Source organism: Kribbella sp. CA-245084 (assembly GCF_050942355.1).
In the GTDB taxonomy this organism is placed as follows: Bacteria; Actinomycetota; Actinomycetes; order Propionibacteriales; family Kribbellaceae; genus Kribbella.
Map to the genome: position 1 here is coordinate 4230068 of NZ_CP192053.1, position 15491 is coordinate 4245558.

At 68.4% G+C, this 15491-nt stretch carries 14 protein-coding genes; 9 read left to right on the forward strand and 5 right to left on the reverse strand.

What is annotated here, in order from left to right; translation table 11 throughout:
• Window positions 1-3 precede the first annotated feature (3 nt).
• The gene (locus ACQPYH_RS20310; RefSeq protein ID WP_432893550.1) at window positions 4-192 is read left to right on the forward strand and encodes a hypothetical protein; all 189 of its coding nucleotides are present in this window, start codon (window positions 4-6) and stop codon (window positions 190-192) included.
• A 7-nt stretch (window positions 193-199) separates the two neighbouring features.
• Here ACQPYH_RS20310 and ACQPYH_RS20315 read toward each other — a convergent pair whose 3' ends face one another.
• Entirely contained in the window at window positions 200-1114 is a 915-nt protein-coding gene (locus ACQPYH_RS20315; protein ID WP_432893553.1) for an alpha/beta fold hydrolase, read from the reverse strand.
• A 103-nt stretch (window positions 1115-1217) separates the two neighbouring features.
• On the opposite strand from ACQPYH_RS20315, the gene ACQPYH_RS20320 reads away from it, so the two are divergent.
• The 5 genes from ACQPYH_RS20320 to dhaK all read left to right on the forward strand — a co-directional run bounded on the left by ACQPYH_RS20320 (window position 1218) and on the right by dhaK (window position 5140).
• Window positions 1218-1778 carry a DJ-1/PfpI family protein gene (locus ACQPYH_RS20320; RefSeq protein ID WP_432893556.1) on the forward strand — a complete coding sequence of 187 codons (561 nt, stop codon included), beginning with the start codon at window positions 1218-1220 and terminating at the stop codon, window positions 1776-1778.
• Window positions 1779-1845: 67 nt separating this feature from the next.
• Window positions 1846-2703, forward strand: coding sequence for a class II fructose-bisphosphate aldolase (locus ACQPYH_RS20325; protein WP_432893559.1), 858 nt, complete (start codon window positions 1846-1848; stop codon window positions 2701-2703).
• The gene (locus ACQPYH_RS20330; protein WP_432893562.1) at window positions 2700-3488 is read left to right on the forward strand and encodes an HAD-IA family hydrolase; all 789 of its coding nucleotides are present in this window, start codon (window positions 2700-2702) and stop codon (window positions 3486-3488) included. The genes ACQPYH_RS20325 and ACQPYH_RS20330 overlap by 4 nt, the downstream gene beginning before the upstream one ends.
• The gene (gene dhaL, locus ACQPYH_RS20335) at window positions 3485-4126 is read left to right on the forward strand and encodes a dihydroxyacetone kinase subunit DhaL (protein WP_432893564.1); all 642 of its coding nucleotides are present in this window, start codon (window positions 3485-3487) and stop codon (window positions 4124-4126) included. The genes ACQPYH_RS20330 and dhaL overlap by 4 nt, the downstream gene beginning before the upstream one ends.
• 18 nt (window positions 4127-4144) lie before the next feature.
• Window positions 4145-5140 carry a dihydroxyacetone kinase subunit DhaK gene (gene dhaK, locus ACQPYH_RS20340; RefSeq protein ID WP_432893567.1) on the forward strand — a complete coding sequence of 332 codons (996 nt, stop codon included), beginning with the start codon at window positions 4145-4147 and terminating at the stop codon, window positions 5138-5140.
• On the opposite strand, the gene ACQPYH_RS20345 is transcribed toward dhaK, so the two are convergent.
• Window positions 5105-6367, reverse strand: coding sequence for a GAF domain-containing protein (locus ACQPYH_RS20345; RefSeq protein WP_432893570.1), 1263 nt, complete (start codon window positions 6365-6367; stop codon window positions 5105-5107). The two genes, dhaK and ACQPYH_RS20345, sit on opposite strands and share 36 nt — an antisense overlap.
• Window positions 6368-6505: 138 nt before the next feature.
• Between ACQPYH_RS20345 and ACQPYH_RS20350 the strand changes: the two genes are divergently transcribed.
• A complete protein-coding gene (locus ACQPYH_RS20350) occupies window positions 6506-7660 on the forward strand; it encodes a heavy-metal-associated domain-containing protein (protein ID WP_432893572.1) in 1155 nt (384 codons plus the stop codon).
• A 1-nt stretch (window position 7661) separates the two neighbouring features.
• Here the strand turns inward: ACQPYH_RS20350 and ACQPYH_RS20355 are convergent, their stop codons facing one another.
• Together ACQPYH_RS20355 and ACQPYH_RS20360 are read right to left on the reverse strand one after the other, a co-directional pair.
• The gene (locus ACQPYH_RS20355) at window positions 7662-9818 is read right to left on the reverse strand and encodes a heavy metal translocating P-type ATPase (protein ID WP_432894437.1); all 2157 of its coding nucleotides are present in this window, start codon (window positions 9816-9818) and stop codon (window positions 7662-7664) included.
• A gap of 47 nt (window positions 9819-9865) precedes the next feature.
• Complete coding sequence (locus ACQPYH_RS20360; RefSeq protein WP_432893574.1) at window positions 9866-11875, reverse strand: cytochrome c oxidase assembly protein; 2010 nt, start codon at window positions 11873-11875, stop codon at window positions 9866-9868.
• A gap of 113 nt (window positions 11876-11988) precedes the next feature.
• Between ACQPYH_RS20360 and ACQPYH_RS20365 the strand changes: the two genes are divergently transcribed.
• On the forward strand, window positions 11989-12501 hold the full coding sequence (locus ACQPYH_RS20365; RefSeq protein WP_432893577.1) for a DUF5134 domain-containing protein: 513 nt from the start codon (window positions 11989-11991) through the stop codon (window positions 12499-12501).
• Window positions 12502-12517: 16 nt separating this feature from the next.
• On the opposite strand, the gene ACQPYH_RS20370 is transcribed toward ACQPYH_RS20365, so the two are convergent.
• Entirely contained in the window at window positions 12518-13852 is a 1335-nt protein-coding gene (locus ACQPYH_RS20370) for a dihydrolipoyl dehydrogenase family protein (RefSeq protein WP_432893579.1), read from the reverse strand.
• Window positions 13853-14011: 159 nt separating this feature from the next.
• On the opposite strand from ACQPYH_RS20370, the gene ACQPYH_RS20375 reads away from it, so the two are divergent.
• Entirely contained in the window at window positions 14012-15481 is a 1470-nt protein-coding gene (locus ACQPYH_RS20375; RefSeq protein ID WP_432893582.1) for an MFS transporter, read from the forward strand.
• The last annotated feature ends 10 nt before the right edge of the window (window positions 15482-15491 follow it).

A 15491-nucleotide genomic window follows, 5' to 3' on the forward strand; every position in this document is an offset into this window, starting at 1 on the left:
AAGATGGCTGTGCTCACGAAAGCTGAGGCGCTGGCGATCATTCGTCGCGCTTACGGCCCTGATCTTGCCCAATCCATCGCGGGCCGGTTGCCGGACCAGATCGACCCGGAGGACGATGCGGACGCCGAGTTCCTGGCGACGCTCGGGTTGACCCGCGACGGACTGGCCAACGCGATGGGCGGGGAACTCTAGGGGAGCTCTAGAGGAGATCGCCGCAGAAGGAGCGGATGGCCCGATTGACCAGCTGAGGGCGTTCCCAGGGCATGAAATGCCCGGCGCCCTTGACCCAGAACGGTCCGACGCCTTCCGGGAAGGCCAGCGCGCAGCGTTCCTCGGCATGCTCGCCGACGGTGACCTGGTCCGCGCCGATCAGCACCAAGGCACGTTGCTGCACCGGGCGATCGATCAGCTCCGGCGCTGACAGCGGCCGGGTGCCCATCAGCACCTCGTAATCGGCGAAGGACGCGCGCAGGCGGGCGGCATCGCCGTACGGCTCGGTCAGGAACGCCAGGTCGTCATCGTCGAAGGCATCAGGCGGGCACCAGAGGCGATGCCCGTAGAACTCGCCGATGTAGCGCCGCCGCCGTTCGGGCGTCTCCAATTCGGCGACCAGCTCGTCGGCGTGATGACCCTGGCGACGCTGGTAGTCGTAGACAGCGGGCTTGGGTCGACCGGGCGGGATGCCGGCCGCCGCGAACGCGTCCGGCAGATCGGGCATCGAGTCGTCCAGGATCACCAGCCGGTCCACACGCTCCGGGTGCCGGTTGGCCAGGTCGATGGAGATCATCGCGCCGAGGTCGTGCCCGGCGACGACGGCACGCTCCCAGCCGAGTACGTCGAACAGCCCGGTCAGGTCGCCGTTGAACGCGTTGAAGTCGTAGAAGTCGTCCGGCGCGAAATCGGAATCGCCGTACCCGCGCAGGTCCGGCGCGACGACGTCGAATCCGGCCTCGGCGAGCGGGATCAGGTTGTGCGACCAGATCCGGCTCGTGCACGGGAACCCGTGGATCAGCAGGAGCGGTACGCCGCCCGCGCCTCGACGACGTACTGCGAGCCGATGCCCGGGACGTACTTCGATCCGCTCGGGCGCAACGAGCTCAACAGGAAGAACCATGCCTTCGGTCTACACGACCACCCGGTCAGACGACCCTTGACCGCGGTTGGAAGCGGGCAGAGGCTGGCTGGTGGACGGAGTGTCTTCGAGAGGGAGTGGCCTGATGGCGAAGGTACTGATTCTTACCGGTGACGCCGCGGAGGACCTGGAGGTGTTCTACCCCTATCAGCGTTTGCTGGAGGAGGGGTACGACGTCGACATCGCGGCGCCCGAGGTGAAGAAGCTGCAGTTCGTGGTGCATGACTTCGTGGACGGGTTCGACACGTATACCGAGAAACTCGGGCACACCTGGCAGGCGGATGTCGCGTTCGCCGATGTGGATCCGGCGGAGTACGTCGCTGTCGTGATTCCGGGCGGCCGCGCTCCGGAGTACATCCGGAACGACGCGGACTGTCAGCGGATCGTGAAGCACTTCTACGGCGAGTCGAAGCCCGTCGCGCAGCTGTGCCACGGACCGCTCATCCCGGCGGCGGCCGGTGTGCTGAACGGCCGGAAGACGTCGGCGTACCCGGCGCTCGCACCGGACATCCGCGCCGGGGGAGCCGAGTGGGTCGACGGTGACGCGGTCGTCGACGGCATGGTGGTCTCCGGTCGCGCGTGGCCGGACCACCCGACCTGGATGCGCGCCTTCATGGCGATCCTCAAGGAGCACGCGCCGGCCTAGCCCGGAGTGCAGCCTTTCTGCAGCGTTCGGAGAGGCAGGCTGGACGGAGCTACCGGGAGGAGTGAGCATGCCGGTCGCACCGTTGAAGGAACTCGTCGACGAGGCCTTGGCCAAGGGGTACGCCGTTCCCGCGATCAACATCGTCGACGAGTTGAGCCTGCGGGCCGTCGTCGACGCGGCCGTGGAACTGCGCTCGCCGCTGATCGTGCAGACGTCGGTGAAGACCGTGAAGTCGGTCGGGCGCGACGTGCTCAAGGCGATGTTCGACGCGACCGTCGCACCCGAGCCGGTGCCGGTCGCGCTGCATCTGGATCACTGCCCGGACCGCGAGGTGATCAGCTCCTGCCTCGCGGCCGGCTGGAACTCGGTGCTGTTCGACGCCTCCGCGCTGCCGGTCGAGGAGAACCAGCGGCAGACCGTCGAGGTCGTCGCCGAGGCCCGCAAGTACGGCGCCCACGTGGAAGGCGAGATCGAGGGCATCACGGGGGTCGAGGACGGCGTCGGCTCGGACACCGAGTCCGAACGCCAGTCCTTGGAGGTCGCCACCCGGTTCGTGGCGACGACCGGGGTCGACGTGTTCGCGCCGGCGATCGGCAACGCCCACGGTATCTACCGCTCGACGCCCGAACTCGACTCGCAGCGGATCACCGACCTGGTCGCCGCGACCGGGATCCCGATGGCGCTGCACGGCGGATCCGGGCTGACGCCGGAGCAGTTCCAGGACCTGATCGGGCGGGGCTGCGCGAAGGTGAACATCTCGACGGCGCTCAAGGTCGCCTACATGAAGGCGTCGCTCGAGCATCTCGAGGAGGCGCGGGCCAAGGACAAGTGGGACCCGCCGACGTTGTTCCGGACCATCCACGCCGCGGTCAAGGCGATGACCGTCGAGTACATCGAGATCTTCGGTAGCGGCGGCCACGCATGACAGCGCTGATCTTCGACTGCGACGGCGTGCTTGGCGACACCGAACGCGACGGCCACCTGCCGGCGTTCAACGCGACGTTCGAGCACTTCGGTCTTCCGGTGCGCTGGTCGGTCGAGGACTACGGGCAGCTTCTGAAGATCGGCGGCGGCAAGGAACGCCTGGCCACGTTGCTCGACGATCCCGACGTGGTGAAAGCAGCCGGCTCGCCGTCGACGGACGACGAACGTACGCAGGTCGTCGCGGCCTGGCATCAGTACAAGACCAAGACGTTCACCGACCTCATCGCGGCCGGGGTCGTCCCGCCGCGGCCCGGCGTACGGCGGATCATCACCGAGGCGCTGCGGGAGGGCTGGACCGTTGCCGTCGCGTCGACCTCGGCCGAGCCGTCGGTACGTGCTGTGCTGACCGGAGCGGTCGGTGCGGAGGTCGCGGCGCGTGTGCCCGTGTTCGCGGGGGACGTCGTACCGCGGAAGAAGCCGGACCCGGCGGTGTACGAGCTGGCTGTGCACCAGCTCGCGCTGGTCCGGGATCACACGCTCGTCATCGAGGACTCGAGCAACGGCCTGCTCGCCGCGTCCGGAGCGGGACTGTCCACTGTCGTGACCGTGTCCGGCTACACGCGCGACGAGGATTTCACCGGAGCGGCGCTGGTCGTGTCGAGTCTCGGCGATCCCGACGGTGAGCAGCTCGAGGTACTCGCGGACCCCTGGAACATCGGCCCCGTCAGCGCGCTCACGCTGACCGAGCTCGCCGAACTGGCCGGTCGCAAAGGAGGGCAGACATGACTGACAGCTGGAGTGAGGTCGACCTGGTCATGACCACGATCATCGACACCTGCCTCACCAACGAGAAGTACTTCGGAGACCTCGACTCGGTCGTCGGCGACGGCGACTTCGGGTACTCGCTGGCCCGCGGCTTCGAGAAACTCCAGGCGCAGTACGGCGAGTTGGACCGGACCGATATCGGCACGTTCTTCAAGAAGGTCGGGATGCTGGTGACGTCCCGGATCGGCGGGACCTCCGGACCGATCTGGGGAACGGGGTTCCTGCGTGCCGGGATGACGGCCGGCGCGACCACGACCCTCGACGGCGCGGCCGTCGTCGCGATGCTTCGGTCCGCGATCGCGGGGATCATGGCGCGCGGCGGCGCCTCGTTGGGCGAAAAGACTCTTCTCGATGCGCTGGTCCCGATGACCGACGCCATCGAGGAGGCGCTCACCGAGGGGGTGAGCAGCGACGAGGTCGTGGACCGTGCCGCAGCGGCCGCCCGGTCGGCGGCCGACGCGACGATCGACCTGGTCGCCAAGCGCGGCCGGGCCGCCTACACCGGCGAACGCAGCCGGGGATCGGTCGACGCCGGGGCTACCGCCGTCGCCGTGCTGATGGAGCAGATCGCAGAAAACTGGCAGCGTTCAAATCGCTAGATAGGGGAGGAACTCCGGATGAAGAAGTTCGTCAACGATCCCAAGAACTACGTGCCGGAGATGCTGCAGGGCATCGCACTGGCGAACCCCGAGACCTTGAAGTACGTCCCGGAGTACAACCTGATCATGCGGACCGACGCGCCGCGCGACGACAAGGTCTCGATCATCCAGGGCTCGGGCTCCGGGCACGAGCCGGCCCATGTGATGACCGTCGGCAAGGGCATGCTCGATGCCGCCTGTCCCGGTGACGTCTTCGCCGCGCCGCCGATGGACTACGTGTACGAGACCACCAAGCTGCTCGCGTCTCCGAAGGGCGTGTTGCTGCTGGTGAACAACTACACCGGCGACCGGATGGCGTTCGACATGTCGCAGGAGCTCAGTGCCGCGGACGGGCTGACCGTGAAGACGCTGATCATCGACGACGACGTCGCGGTGAAGGACTCGACGTACACGGTCGGTCGGCGTGGGGTCGCGGGCAACTTCTTCGTGATGAAGGCGGTCGGTGCGGCCTCCGAGCAGGGCGCGGACCTCGACGAACTGGTCCGGATCGGCGAGAAGGTCAACTCGGTCACACGCACGATGGGGATGGCGCTCACCGCGTGTACGCCGCCGGCCAAGGGCTCGCCGCTGTTCGAGCTCGGCGCCGACGAGATGGAGATGGGTGTCGGCATCCACGGCGAGCCGGGCCGCAGCCGCGAGCCGCTCGCGTCGGCGAACGACATCATCGACCAGATGCTCGAGGCGGTCCGCTCCGACCTGCCGTACGAGTCCGGCGACAACGTCGCGCTGATGATCAACGGCCTCGGCGGTACGCCGATCAGCGAGCTGTACCTGCTCTACGGCCGGGCGCACAAGGTGCTCACCGACCAGGGCATCAACGTACGGCGCAACTATGTCGGGGAGTACTGCACCTCGCTGGACATGGCGGGCGCGTCGGTGACGCTGGTGAAGCTGGACGATGAGATCGACGGCTTGTTGTCAGCGCCTGCGGAGATCGCGATTCGCGTGTTCTGACAGGCCGTAGTCCGCGCGCAACCGGCGTACTTCGGACTGGGTCGACGGCCACAGCGGGGAAGTCGGCGAGAGCAGGGTCAGCTGGTGCTCCCAGGCGCTGAGGTCGTTCACGCCGGCGTACGACCGGGTCCACGCGACGACCAGGTCGACGTCGTGGGTCCGCAGTACGTCGGCGCGCATGCGGTTCTCGAGCCGGTTCCGGGAGGCGACGACGCCTGGGGCGTCGGACTGCGGGAGGAGCGGGCCGGCGTAGCGACGGAGCGCCGACGAGAGCAGGTGGGAGTCGAGGTCGTCGGCCGTCTCGAGCCAGTCGGCGGCGATGTCGCGGCGGAACCGGTACGGACGGGAGTCGAGGACGTCCGCGCCGAGGAGTGCGCGGAGCCGGGTCATCTCGCCGCGCAGCGAGGAGCGGTGATCGGCCTCGCCGTACAGCGCGTCGGAGAGTTCCTCGGCGGTGAGGCCTTCGGGGTGCTCGGCCAGCAGTACGACGATGTCGCTGTGCCGCCGGCTGAGTCGGAGGTCGCGGTCGTCGACCCGGATTTCGGCGTCCGGGCGGCCGAGCGCCGAGATGCGGATGCGATGGCCGGTGTCGCCGTTCAGTTTGCGGAGGATGGTCAGCCGGCCGAGCTCGGCCTCGGCCATCCGGGCGGCGGCGCGGACGAGGGCGAGCGACTGCGGTGAGCTGGCGTCGGCGCCGCCGGTGATGTCGACCACGCCGAGGACCCGCTGCGTGTCCGGGTCGTAGATCGGGGCGGCCGCGCAGGACCACGGCTGCACCAGGACCGTGAAGTGTTCGGCCGATCGGATCTGGACGGGCGCGGTCACCTCGAGCGACGTACCGAGGGCGTTGGTGCCGACCTGTCGCTCGGCCCACCAGGCGCCCTCACTGAAGTGGATGCCGTCGGCTGCGCGCAGTACGTCGGGTCGGCCGCACACCCACAGCAGTCGACCGCCGCTGTCGCCGACCGCCATCACACAGTCGCTGTCCACGGCTGCCCGGCCGAGGACGTCGTACAGCATCGGGAAGACGGCCGACAGCGGATGTTCGGCTCGATAGGTGGCGAGTTCGTTGCCTTGGAAGGCAAAAGGCGCTGCCGTATCGGCGCGCAGCCCAGCGGCGACCGAGCGGTCCCAGGAGGCCGCGACCAGCCCGCGCACGGGCTGTTTCTCCCCACCCTCGACGAACTCTTCGTGTCGCCGGTGCAGCCATCGATCGATGGATTCCACCTGTCCAAGACAACTGCCGAACCCCGCGAAAGTCCAGACCCGCAGCGACGGGGGTCCGACACGCGGAGTAATCGCGCGGACCCGAGTTGGTTCCTAAACTGGGAGCGCGTGGATGACGGGTCGCCGGGGAGGTCGCGGATGGCGGGACTGCCGGGTGGCCGTTATGACCGCGCGGCTGCGTCCCGGGTGCTGGCCGAGGTCGCGGGCCGTGCTGCGTTCGGGCCGGTGGGTCTTGGTGGTGTGCGCCGACTCGAGCCTGAGGTCGTGCCGCTCGACGGCCGGCTGACTGCGCCGCAGCTGGAGTATGTGGATCAGCGGATGCGGCCGTGTCCGCCTGCCTTGGTGGTGAGTGCTGCCTCGAAGGTCAGTTGGCGGGACAGCGGCGGGGTCGCGAATGTCGCTCACTGCGGCCCGCTCGGGCCGATCGTGCCCGTGGTGGCGCGGGAGGCGACGCTGGCCATCTGGCGGGCGTTCGCGGGGTTGGATGCTGCTGCGTTGACGGATGACGATCGCGCGGTGATGGCCGCGACGACGACCGACAAGGACCCGGTGGAGATCCTGCGGGTCGGGATCGATACGACGTCGCGCGCCTTGGTGCAGCACGCGTACCTTGCGGATCAGACGCCGTACCGGAGTGCCGCTGAGTTTGCGGCTGGCTTGCGGGATTCGGGGATCTTCTCGGTGGTGGCGAACACCTGGTTCTGGGGTCTGCAGTCGTCGACGTTCCGGCGCGGGATGATCCCGGTGCGGCTGGTCGCGCAGGACGACGGGACGGTGCGGTACGCCGCGGAGACGGTCGACGTACTGCGGGAGATGAAGCAGACCGCGATCGCGGACGCGCACGAGACGTTGCGCCGGGCAACGGTCGAGGAGGGTCTGACCGTCGAGGAGGCGTTGCGGAAGTACGACGTACTGCTCGGGGTGATCTCGCGGCAGTACGCGCTGTTGCCGGCGGGGGAGCAGCCGCGGTGTCTGGCCAACATGGCCGTGGACGGGGTGCGGTTGCTGCCCGGGGTGGTGGACACGTTCGTGGAGACGTTCGTTCAAATGCTCGAGTTGGTGGAGATTGGGGAGACCGGCATGAACACTGCAGACGAGGTTTTCGAGGTCCCGGATATGACGTGCTCGCACTGCACGAACACGATCACCGGGGTGCTGGAAGCGCTCGGGGTCCGGGTCGCGGGGATCGATCTGGACACGAAGGAGGTGGTCGCGGCGTTCCCGTCCGAGGAGGTCCGCGCGCAGAGCTTCGAGGCGATCCGGGGGCGCGGGTTTACCGTCGTACCGCGGTGAGTTATTCGGGCTCTGTCCCGAAGTCCCGCAGCCGCAAGCTGTTGTAGGTGACGAACAACGACGACAAACTCATCGCGGCCGCGGCGATCAATGGGTTCAGCAGTCCCGCGGCCGCGATCGGCACAGCGGCGACGTTGTAACCGAACGCCCAGATGAGGTTGCGGTGAATGGTCTGCCGAGTACGCCGCGCCAACGCGATCGCGTCCGGAACCACCCGCAGGTCTTCCCGCACCAGGATGATGTCCGCCGACTTGAGCGCAATATCAGTTCCGCTGACAACCGCCAGCCCAAGATCAGCCGTCGCCAGCGCAGCCGCGTCGTTGATCCCGTCCCCGACCATCGCCACCCTGCGCCCATCAGCCCGCAACCGCTCAATCACAGCCGCCTTGTCAGCAGGCAGCACCCCCGCCCGAACATCATCAATCCCCAGCGACGCCGCCACCGACCGGGCGACGGGCTCGCTGTCCCCGGTGAGGAGAATCGTCCGCAGCTTCTGACTGTGCAACGTCTCGATCGCGGCTCCAGCAGTCGGCCGCAACCGATCGGCAAGGGTGAAGGAGCCCGCCTGCTGCCCGTCGATTGCGACGTACACAACCGAACTCGCGCCGCCTTCCTGCGCGGTGGCGGGGATGCCCTCTGACTCGAGTAGGGCGAGGTTTCCTACTGCTACGCGGTGGCCGGCTACTACGCCTGTTGCGCCTTGGCCGGGGTGGACTTTGAAGTCGGTTACCGGTTCGGGGTTGATGCCGTCGGTGGCGGCTCGGCGTTCTACGGCTTGGGCTATGGGGTGTTCGGAGTTGTGTTCGATGGAGACGACGTAGCGGAGTAGGTCGGGGTCGATGTGGTCTACGACGAGTTCGCCGGTGGTGAGGGTGCCGGTCTTGTCGAGGACGATGGTGTCGATGACGCCGCTGGCCTCGAGCGCGTCCTGGCCCTTGATCAGGATGCCGAGGGTGGCACCGCGGCCGATGCCGACCATGAGGGCGGTCGGCGTGGCCAGCCCGAGTGCGCACGGGCACGCGATGACGAGAACCGAGATGCCCGTGCCCATCGCCTGCTGGAACGGCGCACCGGACACGATCCACCCGACGGTGACAGCGATCGCGAGCGCGATGACCGCCGGCACGAACCACACGATGATCCGGTCGACCGTGTGCTGGATGCGAGCCTTCCGCTCCTGCGCCTGCTCAGCGACAGCCGCCATCTGAGCGAGCTGCGTATGCGCACCTACCGCCGTCGCAGTCAGCACCAACCGCCCGTCCGTGCTGATCGTCCCGCCGATCACGGGATCGCCGGCCCGCACGCTCCGCGGCAACGGCTCACCGGTCACAACGCTCGTGTCGACAGCCGCCGCGCCCTCGAGCACGGTCCCGTCGACCGGCACGATCTCGCCCGCCTTGACGATGACAACCTCGCCCTTGACGACCTGCCCGGTCGGTACGTCGACCTCCGCGCCGTCCCGCAGTACCCGAGCCGTCGGCGTGGCCAACCGACTCAGCGCACCGAACACATCGGCAGCGCGCCGCCGCGACCTCGTCTCGAAGTACCGCCCCGCGAGTTGGAACACGGTCATGCCTGCCGCGACATCGAGGTACAGCGCCCCGGTGTCGAGCGGGATCGACGACAGCCCCGGCCAATGACCACCCGTGCTCGATGCCCCAGGCAACAACACCGACACCGCCGCCCACCCGAACGACACGACGATGCCCAGCGACACCAGCGTGTCCATGCTCACCGCGCGATGACGCAGGTTCCGGATAGTGGCGCGATGGAACGGGTACGCCGCCCACGTGACAACCGGCAACGCGACGAGCAGTGAGACGATCTCCCAACCGGGGAAGCGAAGCGACGGTACTGCGGCCAGCACGATCGTTGCGTCCATCAACGGAATCGCCAGCAGGATCGCCACGATCAGCCGCCGGCGCAGGGCGGTCACGCGCTTGATCGTCAGCTGCTCGGCGAGCTCGTCCGCGGACTCGGGATCGCGCACGGTCGCGTCGTACCCGGCCTTGTCGACCGCACTGGTCGCGCGGCCCGCGAGATCCGGTCCGGCGCCGGTGACGATCGCGCGCTCAGTCGCGTAGTTGACGCTGGCCGTCACGCCGTCGAGCTTGTTCAGCGCCCGCTCGACGCGGTTGGCGCAGGCCGCGCAGGTCATCCCGCCGACCAGCAGTTCGACGGAGTTCGTCTCGGATCGGGTCAGCGTCACCGAGGCTCCTTGGTCCGGTCGGCAGGTCGGTCGCCAGGTCGGTTGCCGGTTCGTTCGGAAAGGCGCTCGAGCATCGCGTTGTAGGCGTCGTACGAATCGTCGAGCCCGCTGTCGAGGTGGCGATCGATGCGTTTGGCAAGCTTCCCGTCCTGCACCGCCCATTGCAGCGCCAGTACGACGACGACGATCAGCAGCGGAATCTCGCCGCCGGCCCAGGCGATGCCGCCGCCCGTGTGCTGCGTCGCGGCGAGGTCGACCTTCCACGGCAGCTCGAGGTGCTGGTAGAACGAGTCGCCGATGATCGCACCGTCGGACATCAGGATGACGCCGAAGAACGCATGGAACGGCATCGCCGCGAACAGGAACCCGAGCTTCGCCAGCGAGGGGAGCTTCCGCGGCGTCTGGTCGACGCCGATCACCAGACCGAAGTACAGGCAACCGACGAGCAGGAAGTGCGCGTTCATCAGCTGGTGGGCCCAATGAAACTTCATCAGCGTGCCGAAGGCGTTGGTGAAGTACAGGCCATAGTACGAGCCGATGTAGACGCCGAAGACAAGCAACGGGTGGTAGAGCGCCTTGAGCGGACGCGAGTGAAGTACGGCGACGATCCACTCGTGCGGGCCAGGCTGCGCGTCCTTGGCCGCGGCAGGCAGAGCTTTGAGTGCGAGGGTCAGCGGTCCGCCGAGGACGAGCGGAATCGGGATCAGCATGCTGAGCGCCATGTGCATCGCCATATGGACGGCGAAGCTTGCGCCGGAGTACTTCCCGAGACCGGAGCTGGTCACCACGACGATGAGCACCCAGCCGAGGGTCCAGGCGATGGTCCGGCCGACCGGCCACGACTCGCCACGGCGACGGATCCTGATCGCGCCGGCGAGATACGCGGTGATGGCAGCGACGGCCGCGGCCACAAACAACAGGTTGGGACGCCACTGGCTGACCAGCGTCGCGAACGCCGGCGGCTTGCTGAGGTCGAAGCCGAAGAAGATCTGGCTGATCGACGTCGGCACGAAGAACTGGGGCGGGGGAATCCGGGTCATCGCGATGCCGCAGGCAACGAAGACCGCCGTACCGGTCGTGAGGAGCACGGTGCCGAGCGGGAGCTTGCTGCGAGCAACCGAGAACAGGCCGACGGCAACTAGCGCCAGAGCCGCCAACCGGGCCAGCGTGAGCCAGCCGGTGGCCGAGGTGAAAGGCGATGAGCCGGCCATCTTGAACCAGAGCAGCACGGCCTCGGTCACGATCAGCAGTGCGACCCCGATCACCGCGATGCTGCGCCAGTGGGTGCGGTCGAGGGCTCGGTTCCGGCGGCCGGTGGCGAGCCTGAGGGTCTGTACGACGGCCAGCCCGAGGAGGAGCTGCGCCGCGATCGTCTGGTAGATGGCCGAGTCGCCGGCGAAGTCGTGCCGGGGCCCGACCAGGACCTGGCCGACGACGACCGGGGCGAGCGAGCCGGCGAGGGCTGCCCAGAGCGCGATCAGGTACGCGACCCAGCGCACGGTCACCACGCTCGTGACGAGCACCACGATCGCGGCCAGGCAGGTGATCATCCAGGCCCGGCCGAAGTCGCCGGAGAACATCGCGAACCGGAGCGCGCTCGGGCTGGCGATCCGGCCGAGCGACAGGCCGTTCGAGTCGGCGGAGTCGAACGCGATCAGCAGGCCGGAGCTGATCACCCAGACGGCGGCAGCCCGGCGTACGACGATCGGCTCGAACCACTCGGCGATCTCCAACTGCCGCCGCGAACCCGCCTCGCGCACCGGTCGCGCCTTGCCCGCGACGAGCGCCGACGCGAGGGCGCCGACGGTCACCAGCGAGGAGAGGTCGGCCACCGCGCGGACGAAGGTCGTGACGAGCCCGGTCAGTTGGCCGGGATAGTCGCGGGCGATCGGCAGGTAACTGGCCGAGCCCATCCGTGCGGTGGTGACCAGCGATGCGGCCAGAACGAGTACGCCCAGCAGGACGACGTACCCGATCAGCCACCGCCGGTGGCGCGTCGTACCCACGTCACTCCTGATCGATTGGTTGCCACAACCCCCAACTGGTGAATACGAGCGAGTTGTGGGAACAGTTCCCAGCAGCGGAACTTCTTTGCGACGACTGGAGTTAGAGGGGCGTGGTGACTGGAGCCTGGACGATTGTCCTGACCGCGGTCTTCGCTGCGACGGGTCTGTACGGCGTTTGGCGGCTGAGCACGAGGCGCTGGCAGGGGATCGAGACCGTCGTCGACGTCAGCCATGCCCTGATGAGCCCGGCCATGCTCGTGATGCTGTGGTGGCCGATGGCGGCGACCGGTCAGTGGGCCCAGATGGCGGTTTTCAGCGGGCTGGCGGTCGTCTTCTTCTACCAGTTGTCCGGCTTGGACACCGTCCCCGAGCGGGCCGGCGCGATGGCTCACGCCGGCATGAACCTCGGCATGGTCTGGATGCTGGCCGCGATGCCCCGCCTGATGTCCGGCGAGGCCTGGACCACGATGCTCAGCTGGTCCGCCGTCGGCCTCCTCGTCATCACCGCCGCGTGGTGGCTGGTCCACGCCGCCCGAACCCCCGGCCACCGAACCCTCTGCGGCTGCCACGGCCTCTCGTGCGCCGGCATGGCCGCCATGCTCGCGCTGATGACGCCGGCCCTCTGACCTCGGCTACCGAGCGTTACTCGTTGGCTAGTTGGCGGAGGGCTTGGAGGAAGGCTTCGGAGAAGGTGGGGAAGGGCTGGATGACGTCGAGGAGGACGGGGATCGGGATCCTGGCGCGGATGGCGAGGGTTGCTTGCTGGAGCCATTCACCGGCCTCAGGGCCGACCGCGTAAGCGCCGGTGATGACTGTTCCGTCGGAGACGAGCGTGAGGAATCCGGGCTGCGTGTCGTACGAGCGCAGGTACGTCGCCGTGCGCGGGACGCCGGACAACTGGATCGTGCTCGTGTAGGGTCCCTCGGCCTCACCCACCGACGCGGCCTGCGGGTAGCTGTACACGACGCGCGGCACCGCCCGGTAGTCCGCAGTACGCGGCTTGCCGAGAATGTTGCTCGCGGCAACACGACCCTGGTACTCACCGACATGGGTCAGTTGCCACAGGCCCGTGACATCACCGATCGCCCAGAGGTTGGGACCGGCCGACAGTCTGTCGTCGACCGCGATGCCGCGCGGATTCGCGACGATGCCGACGGTCTCCAGCCCGATGTTGTCGACGCGCGGACGACGACCGGTCGCGACCAGGACGCGGTCGCCCTCGACCTGACTCCCGTCGCTCAGTTCGATCACGTACGTCGCCCTGTCGAGGCGAGCCCGCTCCGCACCGGTCCCCGTCCGTACATCGACCTTGTCGGCCGCCAGCGCGACCGCGATCGCCTCACCGACCGCCCGCGGCTCCCGAGGCATCAGGTGGTCCTCGCGCTCGATGAGCGTGACGGTCGAGCCCATCCGCGCCAGCGCCTGACTCATCTCGACCCCGGTCGCCCCACCGCCGAGAACGAGCAGCCGGCCAGGTACGTCGACCAGCCCGGTCACGTCCCGGTTCGTCCACACGCCAGGCAGCTCACGCAGTCCCGGAACGGGTGGAATCGTCGGATCCGCACCGCACGCGATCACGATGTGTTCGCCGGTGTGCGTCCGATCGTCCACCGAGACGGTGTGCGGGCCTGCGAGCCGGCCGTGGCCCCGCAGTACGTCGAGGCCGACGCTTTTGGCCCATGACATCGCGCCGGCGTCGTCGTAGTTCGACACCATGAAGTCGCGCCAGCCCAGCGCTGCATGGGTGTCCAGCGATCCGGTCACGGCTTCGCGCGCGCCGGGCGCGTCGAGGGCCTCGGCCAGCGCCTCGCCGGGTCGCAGCAGGGTCTTCGACGGGATGCAGGCCCAATAGGAACACTCGCCGCCGAGCAGTTCGCGCTCGACGATCGCAACGCGTGCACCGCCCTTGGTCAGCGCCGCTGCGCAGTGTTCACCCGGAGCACCGGCTCCGAGGACGATCACGTCGTACTCAGTCATCAGTCTTGGGCTCCCTTCGAACCGGCGGATCCAGCCTCGCGCGCGGCACGAGCCGGCGGGGCCAGGGAGTGTCCCTGGTCTCGTGCGACCAGGGACCGGCACGGTGGCGCAACGCGGTACGTGGGCCGGATCGTGGAGCAGACACGCCTGGGAGGTCGGATGAGTGAGCCTGCGGTGACCGGCGCGGGGCTGGTCGCGTTGCGGGGCAGGGCCGGCGCTCTGCTGGTCACCGCGACGGTGCTGGCGTCGATGGTCGGGTTCATCGACGCGTACATGATCAACGTCGCGATCCCGGCGATCGGCCGCGACCTGGAGATCGGTGTGAGCGAGCTCCAATGGGTGCTGACCGGGTACCTCGTCACCGTCGCGTCGCTGCTCCTGCTGGCCGGTGCGCTGGCTGACCACTTCGGCTGGCGCCGGATCCTCGTCGCCGGTCTCATCGTCATGCTGGTCGCGTCGCTGTGCTGCGCCGCGGCCCCGAACGGCGGTGCCCTGATCGCGGCGCGCGTGGTGCAAGGAGCGGGCGGTGCACTCGTCGTACCGAGCAGTCTTGCGTTGCTCAACGGCACACTTCAGTCGGCCGACAGAGCCAAGGGAATCGGCATCTGGGCCGGCCTCTCGACCCTCGGTACGACGCTCGGCCCGTACGGCGGCGGCTGGTTGATCGACCACGGCTCGTGGCGGTACGTGTTCCTGCTCAACGTCCCGCTGATCGCCGCCGGATTGTGGGTACTGCGCGGCGTACCGGAGGTCGCGCGCGAACGCCGTCCCCTGTCGGTCGATGTCGCGGGAGCTCTGCTCACCGCGCTCGGATTGGGCGGCGTGATCTACGCGCTGACGGCCGGACCGGCGTCAGGCTGGGCCAGTGCACCGGTTCTCGTGTCGGCAGTCGTCGGCGTGGTCTGCCTCGTCGCACTGATTCCGGTGGAGCACAGGCAGTCGGCGCCGATGCTGCGTACGGCGCTGTTCCGGATCCGCCAGTTCGTTGCGATCAACGCCGCGACCCTCCTGTTCTACGGCGCGTTGTCAGCCGCCAGCTACTTGGTCGTCCTGCAGTGTCAGCTGCGGCTGGGCTACAGCGCCACCGAGGCGGGTGCCGCGCTGATTCCGGAGTCGGCTGTGTTCCTGCTGGTCTCGCCGTTCGTCGGCGGCCTGGTCGCACGGGTCGGCACGCGTTGGCCGATGGCTATCGGCATTCTGATCGTCGCCGGCGGGTTCGCCTGGCTGTCGGCAGCGCAGCCCGGCCAAAGCTACGTGCAGGCGATCCTGCCCGGCGCACTCTTGTGGGGTCTCGGCATCGGCTTGACGGTCGCTCCGCTGACAGCCGGCGTACTCGCAGCTGTTGATGATGCGGATCTGGGGGAGGCGTCAGCGATCAACGACGCCGCGTCGCGCGTCGGTGGGGTGGTACTGATCGCGCTCGTACCCGCGCTGCTGGGCGTGGGCGGCTCGGACGAGCTGGCCGGGCCGTTGGCGAACAGGTACCAGGCGGCCATGCTCGTGATGGCAGCGTTGAGCGTCGTCGCCGCGGTGATCACGATGGTGTTCGTCGCCCGCGGTCGCCCGTCGGCCGCTCAGCTTCCGGCGACACCTCGCGTGCACGGTTGCGCCGTACCGGTATCCAACTGATTCGACTGAT

What these genes read in the sequence shown, in the direction of transcription:
- ACQPYH_RS20310 (WP_432893550.1), top strand. Translation starts at nt 4, where the DNA reads ATGGCTGTGCTCACGAAAGCTGAGGCGCTGGCGATCATTCGTCGCGCT.
- ACQPYH_RS20315 (WP_432893553.1), bottom strand. Translation starts at nt 1,114, where the DNA reads ATGGTTCTTCCTGTTGAGCTCGTTGCGCCCGAGCGGATCGAAGTACGT.
- ACQPYH_RS20320 (WP_432893556.1), top strand. Translation starts at nt 1,218, where the DNA reads ATGGCGAAGGTACTGATTCTTACCGGTGACGCCGCGGAGGACCTGGAG.
- ACQPYH_RS20325 (WP_432893559.1), top strand. Translation starts at nt 1,846, where the DNA reads ATGCCGGTCGCACCGTTGAAGGAACTCGTCGACGAGGCCTTGGCCAAG.
- ACQPYH_RS20330 (WP_432893562.1), top strand. Translation starts at nt 2,700, where the DNA reads ATGACAGCGCTGATCTTCGACTGCGACGGCGTGCTTGGCGACACCGAA.
- dhaL (WP_432893564.1), top strand. Translation starts at nt 3,485, where the DNA reads ATGACTGACAGCTGGAGTGAGGTCGACCTGGTCATGACCACGATCATC.
- dhaK (WP_432893567.1), top strand. Translation starts at nt 4,145, where the DNA reads ATGAAGAAGTTCGTCAACGATCCCAAGAACTACGTGCCGGAGATGCTG.
- ACQPYH_RS20350 (WP_432893572.1), top strand. Translation starts at nt 6,506, where the DNA reads ATGGCGGGACTGCCGGGTGGCCGTTATGACCGCGCGGCTGCGTCCCGG.
- ACQPYH_RS20355 (WP_432894437.1), bottom strand. Translation starts at nt 9,818, where the DNA reads ATGACCTGCGCGGCCTGCGCCAACCGCGTCGAGCGGGCGCTGAACAAG.
- ACQPYH_RS20370 (WP_432893579.1), bottom strand. Translation starts at nt 13,852, where the DNA reads ATGACTGAGTACGACGTGATCGTCCTCGGAGCCGGTGCTCCGGGTGAA.
- ACQPYH_RS20375 (WP_432893582.1), top strand. Translation starts at nt 14,012, where the DNA reads ATGAGTGAGCCTGCGGTGACCGGCGCGGGGCTGGTCGCGTTGCGGGGC.